Origin of the sequence: Paraburkholderia sp. MM5477-R1, assembly GCF_050436385.1 — a bacterium.
Taxonomy (GTDB): domain Bacteria; phylum Pseudomonadota; class Gammaproteobacteria; order Burkholderiales; family Burkholderiaceae; genus Paraburkholderia; species Paraburkholderia tuberum.
In genome coordinates this window covers 2,156,907-2,176,517 of sequence record NZ_JBNDMC010000007.1, presented here as the reverse complement: position 1 = coordinate 2,176,517, position 19,611 = coordinate 2,156,907, and the positions used below count along the sequence as shown (strand labels likewise).

Annotated in this window: 18 protein-coding genes and 4 pseudogenes; 14 read left to right on the top strand and 8 right to left on the bottom strand. The window is 59.0% G+C overall.

Annotation, left to right across the window (positions count from 1 at the left end; all coding sequences use genetic code 11):
* The first annotated feature begins 158 nt into the window (after positions 1-158).
* Positions 159-1,286 (top strand): ISNCY family transposase, encoded by a 1,128-nt coding sequence (locus tag OKW35_RS39030; RefSeq protein WP_429554854.1) that lies wholly within the window; start codon positions 159-161, stop codon positions 1,284-1,286.
* A gap of 1,111 nt (positions 1,287-2,397) precedes the next feature.
* Here OKW35_RS39030 and OKW35_RS39025 read toward each other — a convergent pair.
* Positions 2,398-2,571 (bottom strand): hypothetical protein, encoded by a 174-nt coding sequence (locus OKW35_RS39025; protein ID WP_184062866.1) that lies wholly within the window; start codon positions 2,569-2,571, stop codon positions 2,398-2,400.
* 173 nt (positions 2,572-2,744) lie between these two features.
* The gene (locus OKW35_RS39020) at positions 2,745-3,212 is read right to left on the bottom strand and encodes a hypothetical protein (RefSeq protein WP_429355378.1); all 468 of its coding nucleotides are present in this window, start codon (positions 3,210-3,212) and stop codon (positions 2,745-2,747) included.
* On the opposite strand from OKW35_RS39020, the gene OKW35_RS39015 reads away from it, so the two are divergent.
* The 3 genes and pseudogenes from OKW35_RS39015 to OKW35_RS39005 form a co-directional block, all read left to right on the top strand.
* Entirely contained in the window at positions 3,211-4,245 is a 1,035-nt protein-coding gene (locus OKW35_RS39015) for a porin (RefSeq protein WP_429554853.1), read from the top strand. The genes OKW35_RS39020 and OKW35_RS39015 overlap by 2 nt on opposite strands.
* Before the next feature lie 312 nt (positions 4,246-4,557).
* Positions 4,558-5,223: a GntR family transcriptional regulator gene (locus tag OKW35_RS39010; RefSeq protein ID WP_184062864.1), complete on the top strand. Its 666-nt coding sequence runs from the start codon at positions 4,558-4,560 to the stop codon at positions 5,221-5,223.
* Positions 5,224-5,492: 269 nt separating this feature from the next.
* Positions 5,493-5,720 (top strand): annotated as a pseudogene (locus OKW35_RS39005) (transposase domain-containing protein); the annotation flags it as partial.
* Between the two features lie 223 nt (positions 5,721-5,943).
* Here OKW35_RS39005 and OKW35_RS39000 read toward each other — a convergent pair.
* The gene (locus OKW35_RS39000) at positions 5,944-6,204 is read right to left on the bottom strand and encodes a hypothetical protein (protein WP_260321315.1); all 261 of its coding nucleotides are present in this window, start codon (positions 6,202-6,204) and stop codon (positions 5,944-5,946) included.
* Positions 6,205-6,431: 227 nt separating this feature from the next.
* A pseudogene (locus OKW35_RS38995) lies at positions 6,432-7,393 on the bottom strand (IS110 family transposase); the annotation flags it as partial.
* Positions 7,394-8,109: 716 nt separating this feature from the next.
* Between OKW35_RS38995 and OKW35_RS38990 the strand changes: the two are divergent.
* From OKW35_RS38990 to OKW35_RS38980, 3 genes are all read left to right on the top strand, one after another.
* Positions 8,110-8,430, top strand: coding sequence for a hypothetical protein (locus OKW35_RS38990; RefSeq protein ID WP_429554852.1), 321 nt, complete (start codon positions 8,110-8,112; stop codon positions 8,428-8,430).
* Between the two features lie 14 nt (positions 8,431-8,444).
* Complete coding sequence (locus OKW35_RS38985; RefSeq protein WP_429554851.1) at positions 8,445-8,582, top strand: hypothetical protein; 138 nt, start codon at positions 8,445-8,447, stop codon at positions 8,580-8,582.
* 341 nt (positions 8,583-8,923) lie between these two features.
* The gene (locus tag OKW35_RS38980) at positions 8,924-9,172 is read left to right on the top strand and encodes a hypothetical protein (RefSeq protein WP_184062860.1); all 249 of its coding nucleotides are present in this window, start codon (positions 8,924-8,926) and stop codon (positions 9,170-9,172) included.
* A 200-nt stretch (positions 9,173-9,372) separates the two neighbouring features.
* On the opposite strand, the pseudogene OKW35_RS38975 reads toward OKW35_RS38980, so the two are convergent.
* The 3 genes and pseudogenes from OKW35_RS38975 to OKW35_RS38965 form a co-directional block, all read right to left on the bottom strand.
* A pseudogene (locus OKW35_RS38975) lies at positions 9,373-10,103 on the bottom strand (IS6 family transposase).
* Positions 10,104-10,107: 4 nt separating this feature from the next.
* Positions 10,108-10,392, bottom strand: coding sequence for a hypothetical protein (locus tag OKW35_RS38970; RefSeq protein ID WP_429554850.1), 285 nt, complete (start codon positions 10,390-10,392; stop codon positions 10,108-10,110).
* 177 nt (positions 10,393-10,569) lie between these two features.
* Positions 10,570-12,137, bottom strand: a protein-coding gene (locus tag OKW35_RS38965; protein WP_090812387.1) for an IS3 family transposase whose coding sequence is annotated in 2 segments (ribosomal slippage) — positions 10,570-11,699 and positions 11,699-12,137 — 1,569 coding nt in all. Because the reading frame shifts where the segments join, the coding sequence is not laid out codon by codon here.
* Positions 12,138-12,653: 516 nt separating this feature from the next.
* On the opposite strand from OKW35_RS38965, the gene OKW35_RS38960 reads away from it, so the two are divergent.
* Both OKW35_RS38960 and OKW35_RS38955 read left to right on the top strand, forming a co-directional pair.
* The gene (locus tag OKW35_RS38960) at positions 12,654-12,860 is read left to right on the top strand and encodes a hypothetical protein (protein WP_429554849.1); all 207 of its coding nucleotides are present in this window, start codon (positions 12,654-12,656) and stop codon (positions 12,858-12,860) included.
* Between the two features lie 61 nt (positions 12,861-12,921).
* Positions 12,922-13,428, top strand: coding sequence for an IclR family transcriptional regulator domain-containing protein (locus OKW35_RS38955; protein ID WP_429554848.1), 507 nt, complete (start codon positions 12,922-12,924; stop codon positions 13,426-13,428).
* 410 nt (positions 13,429-13,838) lie between these two features.
* On the opposite strand, the pseudogene OKW35_RS38950 reads toward OKW35_RS38955, so the two are convergent.
* Positions 13,839-14,059 (bottom strand): annotated as a pseudogene (locus OKW35_RS38950) (DDE-type integrase/transposase/recombinase); the annotation flags it as partial.
* 380 nt (positions 14,060-14,439) lie between these two features.
* Here OKW35_RS38950 and OKW35_RS38945 point away from each other — a divergent pair.
* The 5 genes from OKW35_RS38945 to OKW35_RS38925 all read left to right on the top strand — a co-directional run bounded on the left by OKW35_RS38945 (position 14,440) and on the right by OKW35_RS38925 (position 19,576).
* Positions 14,440-14,700 carry a hypothetical protein gene (locus OKW35_RS38945; RefSeq protein WP_429355385.1) on the top strand — a complete coding sequence of 87 codons (261 nt, stop codon included), beginning with the start codon at positions 14,440-14,442 and terminating at the stop codon, positions 14,698-14,700.
* A 532-nt stretch (positions 14,701-15,232) separates the two neighbouring features.
* Positions 15,233-16,420 (top strand): porin, encoded by a 1,188-nt coding sequence (locus OKW35_RS38940; RefSeq protein WP_429554847.1) that lies wholly within the window; start codon positions 15,233-15,235, stop codon positions 16,418-16,420.
* A gap of 454 nt (positions 16,421-16,874) precedes the next feature.
* Positions 16,875-17,414 carry a MarR family winged helix-turn-helix transcriptional regulator gene (locus tag OKW35_RS38935; RefSeq protein ID WP_429554846.1) on the top strand — a complete coding sequence of 180 codons (540 nt, stop codon included), beginning with the start codon at positions 16,875-16,877 and terminating at the stop codon, positions 17,412-17,414.
* Between the two features lie 372 nt (positions 17,415-17,786).
* Entirely contained in the window at positions 17,787-18,227 is a 441-nt protein-coding gene (locus tag OKW35_RS38930; RefSeq protein WP_429554845.1) for an MCP four helix bundle domain-containing protein, read from the top strand.
* Positions 18,228-18,310: 83 nt separating this feature from the next.
* Positions 18,311-19,576: an IS256 family transposase gene (locus OKW35_RS38925; RefSeq protein WP_429554844.1), complete on the top strand. Its 1,266-nt coding sequence runs from the start codon at positions 18,311-18,313 to the stop codon at positions 19,574-19,576.
* Positions 19,577-19,611 lie beyond the last annotated feature (35 nt).

The window sequence follows — 19,611 nt, the reverse complement described above, 5'->3', positions numbered from 1 at the left end:
GATTAAGTTTGTCAATTCCTGCTTCAAACAATTGTTAGGAGCAAATCAATTGTCCGGTTCTGTAGCACGTAATGTGTCCGGTTTTTGGGTGCGGTATGGAACCACCCGTAAGCCGGGCACGCTGGTTACAGGAAACCCGGAAGATGAGATTCGAAGAGGTGTACACGGACTGGCAGGATCGGCGACTTACGCAGGCGGAAGCGGCGCGCCTGCTGGGGGTTTGCGAGCGCACGCTGCGGCGACAGATTGATCGCTACGAGGCGGACGGACTGCAGGGGCTGATCGACAAACGGCTTGACCAGATATCGCATCGTCGGGCGCCCGTCGATGAGGTAGTCAAGCTCGTGGAGCTCTACCGGCGCGACTACCCCGGCTGGAACGTTCGACATTTCCATGGCTGGTACCGGCGTGAGCATGGCGGCCAGCGCAGCTACACGTGGGTCAAGAACCAGTTGCAGCAGGCCGGTGAAGTCAAGCGGGCCAAGGCGCGTGGCAAGCACCGCAAGAAGCGCGAGCGAGCGCCGCTGGCGGGCATGCTGATACATCAGGATGCGAGCCGTCACGAGTGGGTTAGCGGGCACGACTGGGATCTGGTGGTGACAATGGACGATGCGACGGGCGAACACCTGTCGATGTTCTTCTGCGACGAGGAAGGCACGGCGTCGAGTTTCCACGGCGTGGGCCAGACAATCGCGCAGCACGGCCTGTTCTGTGCGCTGTACACCGATCGCGGCAGCCACTATTTCCATACGCCTGAAGCTGGCGGCAAGGTCGACCGAAACAACCCGACGCAGTTCGGCCGGGCGCTGGCGCAGCTGGGCATCGAGCACATCGCGGCGTACTCACCCGAGGCGCGCGGGCGTTCGGAGCGGGCCTTCGGCACGCACCAGGAGCGGCTGCCACGCGAGCTCGCCAAAGCCGGCATCACCAGCATGCAGCAGGCCAATGTGTATCTGGAACAGGTCTATCTTCCCCGCCACAACGCCGAGTTCGCGGTATCTGCAGCCGAGTCAGGCAGCGCCTTCGTGCCGTACATCGGCAATGGCCTGGCCGACATCCTGTGCGAGCACCACGAGCGCACCGTGAACAACGACAACTGTGTGAGCTTCGAGGGGCTGCCACTGCAGATCCCGGCCGGTGGTTCGAGGCCCCATTACGTCAAGCGGCGGGTGCGTGTGCATCGCTGCGTGGACGGCTCGCTTGCCGTGTTTTACGGTCCGCGCTGTCTGGGACGTTATGATGCCGCGGGCACACTGCAGGTTGACCCGGTTCAGCAGGCCGCCTGAGGGTTCGCCAGACGGCCGCGTGGGCGGCAAACCGGCTTCGGGCTATGCCCTGCGCCGCTTTGCCGCCCACGCAGGAAAGCGGACAAATCATTTGCTATAAAACCGGACAGTTCTATTTGCTCCCAACATTCCTGCTTCAAACAAACTTGCTTTTCTCGTCCGCTCGGTTGAACGCGCAGCGAAGTAATGCAATCGCTACTGAACCACCGTCCTGCTGCTCCGGCAATCGAAACACAAACAACGATTTCGACTACCAGGCCTTACAAAAAAAGAGAGCCGCCAAAAGGCGGCTCTACTTTTGAATCTGGTGCCAGGAGAGGACTCGAATGTGAAGTTCAAGTGCTTGATTTTAAATTAAAAAAATTGTTGATTTATGGCGTATATACGCACCTGTATACGCAAAAATGTTGGATCCCACAGGACGCTATTCCGTGCCGGATGGCTCCGCACGCCGCGACGGCGAACAGACTCTTCAGATCGGGGAGATTTGTTCCTTTCATGGGGTGCAGGTGGTCGGAGGTTCAAATCCTCTCGCCCCGACCAATAGATATAAGGCTCTCATGGCTTCGGCTGTGAGAGCCTTTTTCGTTTGGGGCGATTTTGCCCCCACGTTTGCCCCCACAGGACGGACGGCTCTCGCGGGAACAAAGCGGAATTTTGGGTCGCGTCGAGGGGCCGGCCGCGTTCGCTGCTCACGAGATTGAGACTCGTATATCAGTGCGCGAACTGTGCTCGCGACAACCTGTTTACTGGTAACGCAGCCCCATTTCTGACGGCTTGGGGGCTGCCAGCGGTCCAACTGTAGGGCGGGCGGAGCAGCAGTTCATTCGCTTAGGAAAACCAGGAATGCGCGTTGGATACTAGTACGGCCTATCGATAACAGCCTGGGGGAATCTCTATGAGCGGATGCGATTGCAGCTTATGCGTCGAAAAGGACACTGCAAGGTGGTGGATCGCTGCTCAGATCGAAACATCGATTAGGCTCCTATAGGTTTATCACTCCGCAGAGCGCAGCGCTGTTCGATCACTCCCTCTCCGCCAGAAACGGCGGCAAACCCCGCAGAGTCTGGGCCTAACCGCATTTTGTTTTTGCAAGATCCACACAACGACATCAAGTCATAGCCGGATTCTGGCGGACCTTCTTGTATGTCGGTCCAATGCATGGACCGAACTTATGTCCGGTCGCCGACAAGACGTTGATGACGTGTGCTTTATTAGCCACCATCGTCAACTCCAACGCAGCGACGATGCCGTACAACTCGCCCTTAATGTTGACGTCGACCATGCGATCGCACTCCCCTACGTGCAAGCGGTCAAGCGTCGAGCGAGCGAGGCGTGAGTTTCGTATAGTTGAGCATGACATCGACGCGGGCATGCGTCTTGATGGCGTGGTCCACGAGGTGTTAAGCCTAGTGGTGGTGGGGTTGTCGTCCCTCAACCTCACGGAGTGGCTTGTCTTTAGTCTTCGTCGTACTGCGCGATCCCGGCCAACGGTTGCGCAGAGGATGCGGGCGGCATTTCTCGTCGCATGGAATTCAACGCCAAGGCGCCCGCCGTTGAGCAAGTGACCGACGCCGCACCCGCCAAGAATCCTGGCCCAATTCCCGCATGTCCGGTCAGCAAGCCAAGAAGCGGCTTGTCACGCCAAGCGTCGTGTCGAAGAACGAGGTGGACGCACCATCGCAGCGCCATTGCTCGCGGCGGCGCGCCACGCACGGCCTCGACGCCGAAACCCGCATAGACGAGTGCATAGCTGATCGCCGTCAATGCCGCCGTGCGATGGCGATTGAAAGCAAGTATCGGCACGGAGTTGCGGCGACAGACTGAAATCGACACCAGAAGGATTTCGCAAGGAATGAAAGGTACCTGCAACCCAGAGATCAAAAGACAGGAGACGGAAGTGCACAAAAGAATTGCTGGATGCATGCTGGGTGTCTTGCTGCCATGCGTAGCGCACGCTCAGTCGAGCGTCACGCTTTACGGCGTTGCTGACGTGTTTTACGGTTACTTCAAGAACTCCGCCACAAGCGTGAGCAGCCTCAATTCGGGCGGACTGGGCGGATCACGATGGGGCATTCGCGCCAAGGAGGATCTTGGCGGCGGCGTGACTGCAATTGCAGTTCTTGAAAGCGGCTTCAACATTAACAATGGAACGCTCGGGCAGGGCGGTCGGGAGTTTGGCCGCCAGGCGTATGTCGGCATCGACAGCCAGTGGGGAACGCTCGTGGGGGGGCGCTTGCAGACGGCAGGCTACGTATGGGGCACGACGTTCGACCCGATCTTGATGTCTGCAGGATCGGTCCTGGGGTCGATGACCGGCGAGGAACCGCGACCGTGGATCTTCAACCCGCTGCAGGATCCCGCCCGCCAGGACAATGCGCTGCAATACAGCTCGCCCACCTGGCATGGCCTCAGCGCGACCTTGGGCTACTCGTTTGGCTCAAACCAGGGCGCCGCCACGAATACGAAGTATCAGATCGGCACGCTGTGGTATACGAATGGCGGTCTGGTCGCCAGCTACGGACTGGGCCGCAGTCTCACCGTGGCGCCAGGTGGCGACGCCAATACCCTGGAACATGCGTTTGGCGTCAAATACCGGTTCGACTGGCTTTCCCTCTACGGCACGTATCAGTTGCGGCGAAACAATCCTGGATTTACCGACAAGGCATGGCAAGCGGGCTTCACGGTGCCGACAGGGGCCGTGGGTATGTTCGGCTTTGCGTACGGCGGGCTGAGCGACGAGAACCAGGTCCGCTCGCAAAACTGGAGCGTGCGCTCATTCGCAGTCAGCTATACCTATTATCTTTCGAAGACCACTTCGCTCTATGGCTTCTATAAGAAGCTCTGGAATCGCGGAGTCGCGAAGCAGACCATCTTCCCACCCGGCGGCTTGCCCGCGCCCACCACGTACGATGAACATGTGTCCGCTATCGGCATCGGCATGCAGATGCGGTTCTGAACCCCGTTGGGAAATGCGGAACTCGTCATCGGGCATTCGGCTATAGCCGTGCCCTCGAGAGCCCGGGCGACCTCGACATCGATGCGATGCGCAACTGCATTGGTGCATCGTTTGCGGTCATGCGCAGTGGGCGATCAAGCTTCGTTGACGAGCGAGGCTTGATGTACTCCCGCCTCGTGGCACCACGGTCCTCGGCCGGTAATAAATAAATGTAGCGCCCCCGGGCGGCCCAATCAGGAAGGGCTCGGACGCCTTGCGCCGTCGACAATCAGGATATAATTTCGGATTGAATACAACTCTTGGGCGGTCATCGTGACAATTACAGAACTTGATGGGGTCGACTTCCCGTCCCAGATCGCGTCGGAGATGCGCAAACTGATCAATCGCGGAACACTCGCGCCGGGCTTGCAGCTTCGCCAGTCCGATCTGGCCGAGCGTTTTGGCATCAGTCGCGTGCCAGTGCGCGAAGCGCTCAAGCTTCTGGCAGCTGAGGGCATCATCGAACACGACCCGAATCGTGGGTTTTTCGTGGCACCCTTGTCCAGTGACGAGGCACGTCAACTCTATCGGATGCGCCATCTGCTTGAATCCGAGTTGCTCGCCACCATTGTCTGGCCCAACCCGCCCCAGTTGAAGAGCCTCAAGGCGATGGTGGCCGAGCTCAACCAGTTACTGGCAAGCGGCTCGCGCGACGCCTGGATTGAGCGCCACCGGGCGTTTCACGACGCGATCTTCGATCTGTCAGAAAACAAGATCCTAAAGCGTGAAGCTTTGCGGCTGATGCGCCTGACCGATCGGTATCGCTCGTTGGCGGCGGACATCACGCGCCAAGGTACGCACCTCGACGCGCGAATCGAGGAACAGCTTCTCAAGGCATTGTCGGCGAAAGATCGCAAACTGCTCCTGAGCACCTACGACAAGGGCCGCGCCATCGTGCTCCAAGGCTTGATGGCGGTTTTGGCTGCGCGCGGCGTTTAGGAATGTTCATTAAGGGGCCGCCGGGATCAGGCTGGTCCGCGGCGCGCCCGTTTCGCTGCTTCTAGAACCGCAACTGCATTCCGGCAGCGGGGACCGACTGGATCTTGCCCGCCGCCGCGGTGCCAATTTCGGCAGGGTAAGCGCCGTTCGTAGGTAAGCGGTAAGCCATGGGCGTTATAGATCTCGCGTAGAGGCGATCGCACAATGCTCTTCGTTCAATTCGATCAGGAGCAGGCGATGACGGCATCAGCTAGAGAAGAGCAATCGGAAACGGGATGTTCTGCTGGACCGAACTCGGTGCCAGGCAGATCGGTATCGCGCAAAGCCTCCTCGTGACGTGCAAGCTACACGACATCGATCCCTACGATTATCTGGTCGACGTGCTGCAGCGCGTGGGCCAGCATCCGGCATCGCGCGTGCATGAACTCACGCCGCGGATGTGGAAATCGCTCTTCGCCGGCAATCCGCTGCGCTCGCCCTTGCATCAGATCGCCTGACATCGCAAGGACGTCGGTGAATTGCCGATTACGTTCGTACGCTGAAACACACCGGCCAGGTGGACTGCAGTGGTTTTGGATAGCGCGTGGGTGAGCTGGACCGCCGCTTGGTTGATTGCGACATTCTTCAAAAAGGCATTGTCGTTCCGAATCGGTGTGGGCTGCACCAAGATTCCATGCCGGGGCGAAGTCAGCTTGACCGCATTGGACATGCGCTTGCCGCTCACACGGTCCCAGTTGATCGCCCCAGGCCCGTGGGCACGCCGTTGTTGATGATGGGCGGGTACGGGCCGACTGCGGCCACCGCGCCGATCTGCGCGGGACCCGCGACACAGAGCAGGTCGGCGCCGTAGCTTCCGGTGCGAAAGTTCAGCATGCCTCGTGCTGCTCCCGTTGCGGGATCAATGCCGCCGATCAGAAAGTAGTCGAAGGCAAAATCATTCTGTCGCCCCAACCGGAAAAAGCCCAGCCCTGTCTGGCGCATCCCGACCGAAGCGGAGTTTTCGAATAGCGCCCCGCGCGACTGCGGGTCAAGGTTGCCGGTGCTCAGGCTGATCAGGGAGTCCAGGCTGAAATTGGCGCTGAGCCCACCGCCGAGGTCCTCGTGCCGCGAAAGAAGAACTTCGTCGGAAAGATCGCAGAGTCCTGCATCTGGATCAGGCGAGAGCCATTCGCATCCCGATAACCCGCGATGCTCTCGTCCAGAAATCCGCCGATGGTAGACGAGCCTGAGCGTCGGGTGACCGGGGCGAGGCCGGCGTAGGCGGCGAGATGCGCAGCTGAAGCGAAGGCTTTGTGGGCGACTTCCGCGAGGAGTCTGGCGGCGGTCCTGACGGCCCACTCCCGTCATGCTGGTCAGGACCGGCCAAACAGGGTGCGCGTGCACCAGGCGTTCAACTTCGCTGGCAACCTCGTCGCGTTGTTTGCGCAAAGACGCGAGCTGCTGGGCCAGACGCGGCATGACGATGGTTGCTGCCTGCGTACCAGGTACGACCACAGCCTGTTCGCTGAGCGCCTGAACGATTTCGGCAGCAAGGCTTTTGCCCATGCGAGGTGCAAGTTTGGTGAGGCGGTTGGCGAGTGTTTTCTCGCTGGTCGCGGCAAGCTCGGCGGGCGACGGGTACCGCGCAAGCAGATCGAGCACGGCCGGATGGTCGAGGCGCGGCCCCAGAACCCGTTCCAGTGCGGGATGGATCTGGGTAAGCAGGCCGCGAATGCGATTGCTGGTCTATGTGATCTGCGCGGCGAGATCGCCACCGACGCCGCATAGCATGGTGAGTTCGGCAAGTTGCTCATCAGCCACTCGACGCGAGCGCAGCGTATGCGGCATCGAGCGCGCGGCTTCTGCAATGATGGCGGCATCGCGGGCGTCGGTCTTGGCTTCGCCTGCATGCAGATCGGCGATGCGGCGCATGGCCAGACCCGGCAGATAGGCGACCAGGACGCCTTCATCACGGGCGACTGCCACGGGCAACGCGCCAATCGTGGCGGGGCTGGTCGACGACGAACAGAAGTTGGTCATGCGTCTTGAGCTCGGTGATCAGGGCACGCAGTTTGGCCTCATTGTTGGGCAGCACTTTGTTGTACAGGTGCTTTCCGGTCCGATCGAGAGCGACGGCGTGATGGCGGCCATTGCCGACATCGACGCCGACGAATACGTCGACTGGAGTCATGTTGTTAGTTTTCTTGCATCGAAGGCGTTGCAGGTCTTGGTATCCACGTTACGGACGGCCTCAAGATATCCTGATTGAGCCCCTATTAGCGATCACCAGCCACCCACCAGACCCGGTGACAACACCCCCGGATCATGACTGCGACTGGTGGCGGGAAAAGCAAATCTGATTGCTTCCCTCGAAGCGCGGTCTCTAAGCGCGCTCGGACGTGAAAAGCGGGGCGGGGAAACCCTCACCCAGAATGTGACGTTGAACATGCGGCCTCGGTCGTTCAGACGCCGTATGAGTTGAAGCACGTTCTCGAACCATCTCGGGTATACCCGCCAATCGCAACCCTTGTGTCTCGTGGTCATGTCGCATAATATGGTGAATACTGAATTAAATAATATTTGGCAGGTTTTACAGTCAGCCGATAGCGCAGTTTGCGTCACACCAAGCGCTGGAGTAGCGCTGGCTGTCACGGTAAATGCAAATGCTGTGGCCGGATGGCCGCGCAAATCGATCGCGAGCATTTAGATTAGGAGACTTGAATGAATTGCGCCAACGCATCACCATGGAAGTACGTCGTCATGTGGTTGCGGCTCTGCTTCCGGAGTTCATCTTTTCTACTCGGGGATCGATACATCCTGAGCGGTTAGGTGCCGGAAATCCCCGGTATCGGCGGAGCTTACGTTGCGGCGGCCACAACAATTCATATGTATCCAGCGGTCAAGTAAATGGAGTTCTTTTACGGGCTGATGCTCTTGACGAACCGGGGCGTACTGCTCGCGCTAATCCGCGAGATGCCAACCACCGTAACGATCTTCTGGCTCAACACGTACATTGTCGCCACGCCGCGCCAGCTCTTTACCGGGCCGCAGGAATTGTTTATGAACGGCATGCTCCTGCTGGCCTACAGCGGATACATGGCGGCGGTGTTTCGACTCAAACTCGAACCGATGTGGCTTTGGAACGGCCGGAAAAGGTCTTTCCGGAGCGAACCCAACAGTTCAACAGCGAAACGTGCGCTGTCATCACCACATCAAGGCGACGCATAACCGTTGAGGCTGATATGAAGAAGGATACCTGGATAGCAGCAGGAATCTGTTTGTTGCTCACCGTGGCGGCGTATATTGGCTCGACGGGTTTGGGGTATGCCGATTACCGTCCGCTGCGCAATTTCGACTACTTCGGGTTGGGTGTGGCTTAGCTGGTTTTTGTTGCAAACCTCATACGTGACCAGCGATCGGTAAGCGCATAGAGGTATGACCCGGGGCTGATGCAGTAGCAGGCGGCTCAAGATGATGCGGCACCGACACGATACGGTTTGCCGACGACGTGGATCCGGGTCTTTTGGTTGGTCGCTCGACACGATCACCTCGACGGGCGATCATCCGCCTTTCCGTCCGTCAATTCTTGGTTCAGAGAATGTGGAAATAGCACGCTTGTCGATGGTTTGCGCTGGAGCACTGGCATACGCATCGCACGGGCACCCAACATCGGCACAGTGCATCGACAGGCGCCTTTTCGCGGGACAGAGAGGATAAAGTGATGAAGACCGGAGAGCAATCTTTACGTTTCGTAGTTGAAAAGTGGCTCGGGTTGCAACCTCCAGAGAGCGCAAGGGTGACGGCACTGGGCCGTCCGCGCTCGGGCAAAGGGCGTTTCGTGTGCGTCGAGACCGTACACGGCAGCGAAAGACTCGCACTGTTTTTCTTTCGGCACGACGACGGATGCTGGAAGGTCTTTCCTCCTGCTGCGGCGTTGCCAGAGATGGCTTTGGAGCGTCTGTTTGGGTAGCCTAAATCGGGCCTGTCAGTAATTTCGTGTTCGAGGCATACAACCCCGCGTACAAGCAGGAAATTATCAAAATTCCTGCTGTACGCATAATCGAGGCAGGGCCGGTCGTCGAGGACCGTAATACAGCGGCCGCGAAGTAGGGCTCTTGTCAGCTTGGCGGGCACAGACTGACCTGTGTCGCTCAAGAGTAGTTATCCTTATCAAATAATTTTCTCGACTGCGGCAGAGACAGTCCAAGCATGCCATGCGGCGAAGCGTTCTCTGAGTACGGCACGATGACAGGCCGCGGTCATCCGATGTCCGGGCAACGCGAAGTGCTGCCCGATCGGGCCGAAGCATGAGAGAAATGTCTGCGTGCGACGGGATCGCGAAAGCCGCACATCTGGCGTTCGCGCCTGCGGGTCGGCTGGTGGCTGTTCTCGGCGCGGTTGTTCACGCATGCAGCTGCTTTGACGAAAACGTGCTTCACATGAGCGAGCTCGGGAATCTCAGCCTTCGCCGCCGGATAGCTGCGAAGCTGGTCGGTAACGATCCGGCGCCGCGCCGGGTTTGAACGCAGCAGGCGCTTGAAGAAGCGCTTTGCCGCGGCCTTGTTGCGCCGCTTTTGCACCAGCACATCGAGATCGGCGCCATGCTCGTCCACTGCACGCCACAACAGATACGGCTCGCCGCGCAGCGTCACGAACAGCTCGTCCAGATGCCAGGTGCTGCCCGGCTTGCGCCGCGCCGCTTTCGCGCACTGGGCGAATCGAGCGCCGAACTTGTCGCACCAGCAACGGATCGTTTCGTACGTGACCACGACACCACGCTCGAGCATCAACTCCTCGATGTCGCGCAAGCTCAGGCTGAACCGGAAATACCAGCGAACCGCGCAACTGATGATGACCGCAGGGAAGCGGTGGCCGTGATAAGGCGATTTCGTTTCTTTCATCACTTCATTCTACCGCCGCCTCCCCACCAACCTGACAGTGCCCTTCATGGTCATCCGGCAGGCGATGGATGTCGCCAGGAGTCGGCGCGAAATGGCTGCGAAGATGTTGCGTGAGTTCGTTGAGGACATGAAACGAAACGGTTTCGTCGCGCAAGCGCTTGAACGCCACCGTATTGCAGGTGCCTCTGTCGCGCCGCTCGAGTAAATAGCAGGGAAGGGTGTAGAAGCGCGGTCCGCTGGATGACCGTTGCGTGACGCCACTGCGGCTCGGGTGACCGTAGACGGTCACGGCTGAAGGTGAGCTGCCATCGGCCGTCGGCCGTCGCCGTCACGTTGCCATTCGAGATGGTTACTTTCCTTTTTGGGGTGCCGCCTCTTACCACGGGCAATCAGTGTCGAAGATGAATCGAACACTTCCGACCGCATCGCCTACATGCGGCGCGCGTCAAGCAAGTTGTCGCCTCACTCATGCAGCCAGAGGCTGTTTATTTGCGCTGATCGACGCCATCTCGACGACTGAGTCGCGTTCGGGGTTAAGCGTCACGGCACCAACCGGTGTCCAGTTGCGCGTGTGGCGCGACCAGCGGGCCGGATTGCGCTCGCGGGCCCTCTCGTACAGTGCATGCCGAGCGGCGAGAAGCGCACGATCGTCACCGGCGTGACGCTGCGCAGGCGTCACGTAGCGGATGCCACTATGACGATGCTCGAAGTTGTACCACTGCACGAAGCCGGCAGCCCAGGTGCGAGCAGCGTTCAGGTCCTCGAAGCCTGTGACCGGAAACTCCGGCCGGTACTTCGCGGTTCGGAACAGCGCCTCGGCATAGGCGTTGTCGTCGCTGACCCGGGGGCGCGAGTACGACGGCTTGATGCCCAGCCAGTGCAGCATCGCCAGCACGGTAGTGGCCTTCAGCGTCGCCCCGTTATCGCCGTGCAGCACCGGCCGGGCCTCAAGGGCGGCAATGCCTTCGGAGAGCGCCGTACGACGTACGAGATGAGCAGCGTGTTCGGCCGCGTCGCTGTCGTGCACCTCCCAGCCGACAATCTTGCGGCTGTACAGGTCCAGAATCAGGTACAGGTGGAACCATCGCCCTGTGACCGTTGCCGGCAAATAGGTCATGTCCCAGCACCACACCTGGCGCGGCGCGGTTGCAACGTGCGTGGTCGGCGGCCGGCCGCTCGAAGGAGTTCTGGCACGGCCACGGCGCCTCATCTGCCCATGCTCGCGCAGCACGCGTGCAAAGGTCGATTCGCTGGCGATATACACGCCTTCGTCAGCCAGCATCGGCACGATGCGCGCCGGTGGCATGTCGGCAAAGCGCGGCTCGCTGGCTACGCGCAGCACGTTTTCCCGCTCCTGCGGGCTCAGGGTGTGCGCGGGCAGCAGGCGCATCGCGCCGGGCCTGGCGTCGCCAGTGACGAGCCCTTGATTGGCCCTCCAGCGCTGCAGGGTACGCACGTCGATTCCGGCCACCTCGCAGGCCAGGCGCAACCGTGCGCCAGCCAGTCTTGCCGAATCGATTTCCCGGGCCAGGAACTGGCGATCTTCGAGGCCGATCATTCGTCCTCGCCCTTGTCCGTGTTGAAGATCGCCCCGAGTTTTTTTGAAAGAACCAGCAATGCGGCTGCCTCGGCCAGTGCTTTCTCCTTGCGCCGCAGTTCGCGTTCCAGTTCCTTGATGCGACGCTGGTCCTGCTTCGTCTGCTGTGGACTCGCACGGGCCTCTTCGGGCTCGGCCAGCGCCTGCGTGGCCGCTTGCCGCCACTGCGCCAGTTCCTGCGGATACACGCCATGCTCGCGGCACCACGCATTGCGGGCCGTCTCGTCCATCGCTGCCGTGCTCAACACCGCTTCGAAACGCGCGGCCGCTGTCCATGCCCGCTCGCGAGCGGGCATGGACAGCGCATCACTGCGCCAGCGCTCCAGCGTCTGCGCGCCCACACCGATCTCTCGCGCAACCTCTTCCACTGATGCGCTCTCCGGCGGCAGCAACCGCGCCACTGCCCTGTCCTTGAATGTCTTTCCGTAACGCGCCAACTTGTTCTCTCTTTATCGCCCCCAGATTCCAATTTTATCCAGGCGACAACCATTGTGACGCGGGGGGCATGCGCGAAGCTACGTGTTGCTTGTCAAAAGGTTCTAAATAAGGATTACGTTCCGAACGCAACAGAATGCGCAGCTATGGCATTGGTAGACCACGTAGTGATTGAAGCTCCGCAGACTTTCCAGATTATTTACGCGGTAACTAAGTTTAATTTGACCGGGTGTGCTGTGCGTTGGTACTGCTCAATCGGTTCGGAACGGGCTTGAGGTAGGAGGCCGATGCGTGATGGCATGCAGTTACCGACGATTCGTAACCATGCCCGGGCGCGGTTCTCCGACTTTGATCGTGTAAGGAAGATCGCTTAGGGTCATTGCTCGAGCGGCGTCAACTGGCCGAGCGCGCTGCGGTCAATAAGCTGTTCGGCGTACACCGTGGATGCGCGTCGCGCATCTCCCGCGTTTGCGAATGAATGCTTCTCCGGTACATGAAACGGCGCGCAGCACGATCCGGTGCTGTCGGATGCACGCTTCGATGGTATCGCCGACTTTTTCGGCGAGCGGCAGCAGTACTCCATAGTCGAAGCGGAAGCGCAATTGCCTCTGCCTGTACCCAAGAGCGACGCCGTATACGCGTCGCTGGTCAAGCGGGCGGTGAAGCTCGCAAAGAGAGCAGAACTGCGCTCGGGGTTCCAGGGTTACCTCGGCCCGGCCGACTGACACGCGCAAGCATGGCATGCATCGGCACCTCTGGCCTATGCTTCCGCTGCTCGCGCTCGCGATGGCCATGCAGGACGAGACAATCGCGAGCTTCGGCGGCGAGTCTATCTGGACGATCGACGTCATCGCCAACATCGTCAAATGCGCGGACGCGATGATAGCGATCATCTGGGTGGGGAAGGCGGACGGGCAGCGGACGGCCTTTTGCTACGATCCCGACGTGGGCCAGGCAGCACGACTTTCATGCACGTCGACCGGACACGCATGGCTCATGACGATGACCGATGAACAGGCGGCCGCGCTGGTCTTGAAACAGGGCTTCGGACAGCCGAATGAATTCGGACCCAATGCGCCGACGACGCTCAGGGCGCTGCTCGGTTTTCTGCACGCTGCACGGCTCCGTGGCTATGCGATGATCGACGAGGTGTTCGCGCCGCGCATGTCGGCGGTTACCACGCCCGTGCGGCTCGCGCTGCGTTGGCGTCATCAGCCCGGCCGGTCCGAGAGGACGGCTGACCGTGGGAAAAATACACGAGTATTCGGTACTGCTGGGCGAGGCGGCCAATGAGCTAGTCCAGTTGAGCAACCTGGCGGGGTTCCCAAGTCGGCCGCCGCTCGGCAAGGGATGAGAAAATCGGGGCTTACGCCGTCCAGCCGACGGGGCTTGCGCCCTTTGGTCGAACCGCTATCTCCGGCACGCCGTGACCGGAGTCGCGTGACACATCAGAAGCCGGGACTTTAATCGGCAAGCGCCTTCGCGCGGAAGCCGACCACTACGCAGGTCGCTGGCTTTACTGGGGAGCTTGCGGAATGTGTACCGAGAGTGACCACCCGCCTCGTATCGGAATGATCCGTTGCAGCTTGAGGCAGTCAAACTGCCAGACAAACGCATCGAATGTGCTCTGGTGATCGAGGAGGATCTGGTGCAAATAGGTAGTGGATAGTGGGTCCGTTATGCCTTGAGATATGGATGCCTTATCAATTGAAAATGACGGCATTCCAGACGGAGGGGCAGTGATGTCCTCAAGCGCAAGAGCGGACAGGTCAAACTGCCCCTTGCGAATGCGATGCATCAACTCGATGCCTGAAATCGTAGTCTGGGCATTTATGAACCTCTTGAGCCCGCGCATCACATTCGCCCTGGACTTGATGTGACGATGGTCTTGTTCGATCAGGTTATTGAGGTACTTCGAGGAGCGCACCTTCGTATCCTTGGAAGCAGTCCATAGGACTTCATCTCACGCCCAGCCCGGTGCGACGCTGCATACCCATATGGCGTGGCCGTCTCCCGTGGTCGCCCTGATGCTTGATTGCCTTGGTGAAAAAGGCCTTAGCTGCTGCGACATCGCGCGGCATCACAGCACAAGGTCGTGATACGTGCGCAAGGTTATAACGCGCAACTCAATAGTCGCGAACCGCCACCATTGAATGGCAAATTGCGCCAGTTGGGGAAGCCAAGGGTTTTCACCAGAATATGGCTCATTGACATTGTAGGCCGCTATAAATACTATTTTGACTGAGGACAACGAATTCTATTTTGCCTGCTTTTAGGCGCGCGCTTCCAGTGGAAGACTTTGGCATGCGCGCCCTGCTTTCCGCCACGTATCTTCGTGACACGCGGCTCTTCGCGGTCCGCGGGGTCACGGCTGCGAGCGCGCTTCTTCTTCTTTTGTCACCGGGTCATGGTGGCGGGGCAATTACGACGGCCGAAAACGTGGCTTTGATCGCGAGGATGATACTGAAGGGCATTTCGATCGCAGGCATACAGCTTGGCGAATATCCTCTGTCGACCCATATCTATCCAACCCGTTCCGGGGATCCAGTGTGGGATAAATGGTGACTCTCTCCCATGTCGGTGCGATTAGCGCGGTATCGACCGCCGGATTGGCAATCAAGACGTCGGTTGCTGCTTACGTTTCCGTCGGGGCGGCGGTTGCGATCGGCATTATTGGTGCGCATTAGGTGGTATCAGGATGCATTAGAAAAGCGTTATCGAGATCATGCGAATCCGAAGCCGAACATGATGCTGAAGGCTGATCCACGGACTCTCACGGAGTGACGGATTAGAAGGTGATTGATGGCCGTGGGAAGTCGGAAGACTGTGTGGGCAAGCTCATGGCTACTAGGGGTGGTCGACAACTGGGCCGACGCCGGCCCCTTTCTCTATTTGGTCGGTGCCTACGGGCAACTGGCACCGCCCCAGGCGCTCGCCATTCAAGAATTGCTTCGGGCGTCCCGCCGGGTCCCGACGTCGCATTGGATGCTGCACATTTCCAGGAGGGCAACGGACCAGCGTAACAAATTGACGTACTCGCGTTTCTAATTCAATAGCAGTCGGTTTCAGAGACCACATATAACAATCAGGAGAATGTATGAAACACCAGGGGACGTGGAGGAAACACCGGTGGGCCGCGGTGCCGCTTGCATGTGCATCAGTTTGCATGAGCGTTACGGCCGCCCGTGCGCAAAGTAGCGTCATGCTTGGGGGATTTCTTGACGAAGGTGTCGCCACCTATCGTGATTCAGGTGGGGCCCGTTTGTATCAAATGCAGGATTCCGCCATCTTTCCCACCAAGTTTTTCTTCCGCGGGAGCGAGGACATGGGAGGGGGCCTGCGCGCAAACTTCAGCCTCGACTCGATGATCAGCCTGAGCACAGGGGGACTTGATCCGCAGTCCCGCGGCGCGATGTTCGAGAACTCGTCGTGGGTCGGACTCAGTCAAGCAGGGATTGGCAGCTTCCGCCTCGGGCGCCAAAACGACTTCGCCTTCGACTACTACCTGATCGGTGGTATCGATCCGGCAACGGGCATCGCTGGCGGTATGCTCAACTTCCGGACCGGTAGCTTCGGTGCCGACCTGCTCGGCGTTTCAGGGCCGGCGCAGATTGCTGGCGCCGTCTCGGGCGGCCCGTTCGCGCCTATCACGACGAACGGCCAGATTTCTGGATTAGCGGCCATCAACTGGGATCGTGTCGGCGGCAAGCGGATGGCGAATGCCATCAAGGTTGTGTCGGAGGAATATGCCGGGCTGTCGGCTGGCGTCATGTATAGCTTCGGCGGCACAGCGGGCGACTTCAACAACGGGGCCGGAAAAAGCGCGGCGATCAGCTTCCGGAATGGTGAAACGCGTGCTGCTGTTGTTTACACTGAGCAGAACTATGCGCCGGTCAACAATGGACATAGTGGCATCGCCAACCTGGTCGCCGGAGCAAGGACGAAGTTCGGCCATTTCACTGTCTCAGGGATGTATAGCGACGCGCGCAACACTCATACGGGGGCCAAGATTTACGCCCTGGCTGGTGGCGTCGGATATGACTTCTCACCGGCTTGGAACCTCGGCGGCGCTTATACCTACGAAAATGGTAACGCGTTGCTGAAGAACGTGGTGATCAACCAGGCCGCGTTGCAGTTGACGTACACGTTGTCGAGACGCACCGCGGTCTATGCCGCCGGCGTATATCAACGCACCAACGGCGCATACGCTGCAGAAATCGGGAACATCGTGGCAAGCGGCAATATCCAGACTGTTTTCCAGCTTGGCATGATGCATCGATTCTGATGCTTCATTGAGGAACGGCAGCGATGATCATGTTTTCGTCATCGCTGTCGTGGCCTTCTTGGGTTATGCACCGGGGGCCGCAAATACTGCCATCCGTCCGTTCCAAGCGGTCGCCAAGGTTAGCGCGGCGCAATTCGAACTCAGTGCCAGCGTGCCTCGATTGATCAGTTTTGCCTTTCCGCTGCGATTTGGGTAGGAAAGTCCGCCCCGTCAAGCTCAGAAAGTGCCCCGATTTCCCCTCGTCCGAAGTAATGATAATATTCACATTTGAATGCTATAATAAAGTCCAACGTCTTCGGAAACGTTCGACCCGCGGATGAGAGCAATTCGGTGCGCCGGGCAAGCAGTAGCAGCGCAGGAGCGAATGATCAACCATAGTACGAGGTGGTTTTAGGACGTATAGAGCACGCCCAACCACTGGTTCCGACCACCTTTGCAGGAAAAGCAGCAAGAAATGAAGAGCGAGGAGGGGCTACACCTAGGTTATGAGGCGGAAGTCCCGGCTTTAAGTTGGCTCACCCGTATTGTTGAGATTGACAAAGCGATCTCCGAGTCTGCTGATCAACATTTGAAGTCATCGCTTGGGATTTCGTTTGCACAGGCGAAGGTCGTCGCATGCCTGGCTGGGCACCAATTCATGACGCAGGTTCAACTCGCGCACCGGCTGCATTTCGATATGGGGGCGCTATCCAGAATCATTCCGCGTCTCATGGATGCTGGAGTTGTAATGAGGTCTCGGCATCCAAACGACTGTCGCTGCTGGTGTGTTCAGCTTACGGGAAGCGGAGTTGCGATGGCTGCGAACATTACAGCCATTCTCGGCGCAGCTGACAATAAATTGATTGGCCTCTTAACCGAGGATAAAGCCGATATTTTTATTGCGTTGCTTAAGCGCCTGCTTGCTAATTCCCCAGCCCACGGCTCAATCGATGTCTCGAGATTTGCCGTGACGGGCAGTCCAAGACCCTCCAGCGTCGTTGGCGCACCGGCGTGAACGGCAACCTCCCTTCTCCGCCCTAAAACGTGGCCAGCGGATGATCTAATCCAGCGCGTCTTTGCGTTGCCCTTTACCCACGACGTCTTCTCGCCGCCGCGGCCGCGAGCAACGGTCTGAACAAACGCCAGCATTGCGCGCCATGCACTGCTTTCGCCCAGTCGACGCGACTGTCCGGATGCCGCATGCGCGGCACGCTGGTCCTGCTCGAGTTCAGAGTTTCCAGTGCGCACGCGTACAGGGCGGTTATCGATCTTGCGGGGCGCGGCTATAACGCATCAGGCCAGATTACACAATTAACGTTGTCACCTATCCATACTCATAGGGCTCATGCCGAAATACAAAGTATACAATTAATGTAGGCAATAAAACATGCTCATGCTTCTTTGCAATCTCAAAATACGCAACCGGCTGTTTGCAAGTTTCGCAATCGTTATCGTGCTGCTATGCAGTGCCGCGGGATTTGCGCTCTTCCAGGCGCATCAGATTCAATCACATCTAATGGACATCAAACAGAATTGGATGGAGTCAGTCAAAACGATTGCGGATCTTCGTCTGGCGCTCAGTACAGATCGTCGTTCCACGCTGGGTCTTGTCTTGTCTGATACCAAGAATGCCAAAGATACCAATGCTGCGATTCGAGCCGAAGCCTTGAATCAGCTGAGAAAGAGTGTCGATCGCTATGAGAAACACACGCGCCCGGGCGAGGATCGTCAGTATTTCGAGAACGATAAGAAAGCAATCGCTGCGTACGCGATGATCAACAAAGAACTCTACAGAGATAAAGTCAGAACTGGTGTACGGGGGGATTGAGGCGGGAGATTGAAGGCGGTGGAGGTTTCAGCTGAGAATCTGATTGTCGAAGTCGGAAACCAGCAACCAACAAACCATCCACCATGAGCAAGTTTACGGAAAAAGAAGTCGTCGGTCTATCGGCAACCGGTCTGGGTCTGGACGAACTGGTCCGGCAGGGAGCGCGGCAGGTGATCCAGCAGGCAATCGAAGCAGAGCTGTCGGCGCTCCTGGAGCGGTTCGAGAACGTCAAGACCTTGCACGGACAGCGTGCCGTGGTGCGCAATGGCTATCTGCCGGAGCGCGAAGTGCTGACGGCGGCCGGCCCCATTGCGGTGAAGGTCCCGAAGGTTCGCGATCGATCAGGATCAGGTGTGAAGTTCAATTCATCGATTGTGCCGCCGTACGTGAGGAAGTCGCCGCGCGTGAGTGCCGCGCTGCCGTGGCTGTATCTGAAGGGCATCTCGACGGGCGATATGAGCGAGGCGCTGAGCGTGCTGCTGGGAGATGACGCCAAAGGCTTGTCGGCCAATGTGGTGAGTCGGCTGAAAGCGCAATGGGCCGACGAGCACGCCAGCTGGAGTCGACGGGACCTATCAAAGTCGCGCTACGTGTATTGGTGGGTTGACGGCATTCACACCGGGCTGCGAAGCGAGAACTCTGACGGCCAGTGCCTGCTCGTGATCATCGGAGTGAGGCCCGATGGACGCAAGGAGCGTGTGGCAATCGGCGACGGGTATCGCGAGTCGAAGGCGTCCTGGCAGGAGCTGCTACTGGAGCTGAAGGCGCGCGGCTTGCAGGCCGGTCCGCTGCTGGCAGTCGGCGATGGGGCGATGGGCTTCTGGGCTGCGCTGGAAGAAGTGTTTCCTGCGACACGCGGCCAGCGCTGCTGGTTCCACAAGATGGGCAACGTGCTCAACGCGCTGCCGAAGTCGCAACAGGGACGCGCGAAGGCAGACCTGCAGGCGATCTGGATGGCCGCTACGCGTGCGGACGCGTACGCTGCGTTCGATCGTTTCGTAACGGTCTACGCGGCGAAATATCCGAAGGCGACCGAAACTCTGAAGAAGGACCGTGAGAGCCTGCTGGCGTTTTACGACTTCCCGGCCGAGCACTGGCAGCATTTGCGCACCACGAATGCGATCGAGTCGACGTTCGCGACCGTGCGTCACCGCACTACGCGGACGCGCAACTGCGTGTCGCGACCAACCTTCCTCGGCCTGGCATTCAAGCTGATCGAGGAAGCCGAGAAAACCTGGCGCCGCATTAACGGCCCCGAACAGATCAAGCTGTTGCTGGAGGGTATTGCCTTCAGGGACGGCGAACCGGTGCAAGACGATCAACCGGGTCAGCAGAAACTCGCCGCTTGACGTCGCCGGCTATCAACGGCCCATACACCAGACTT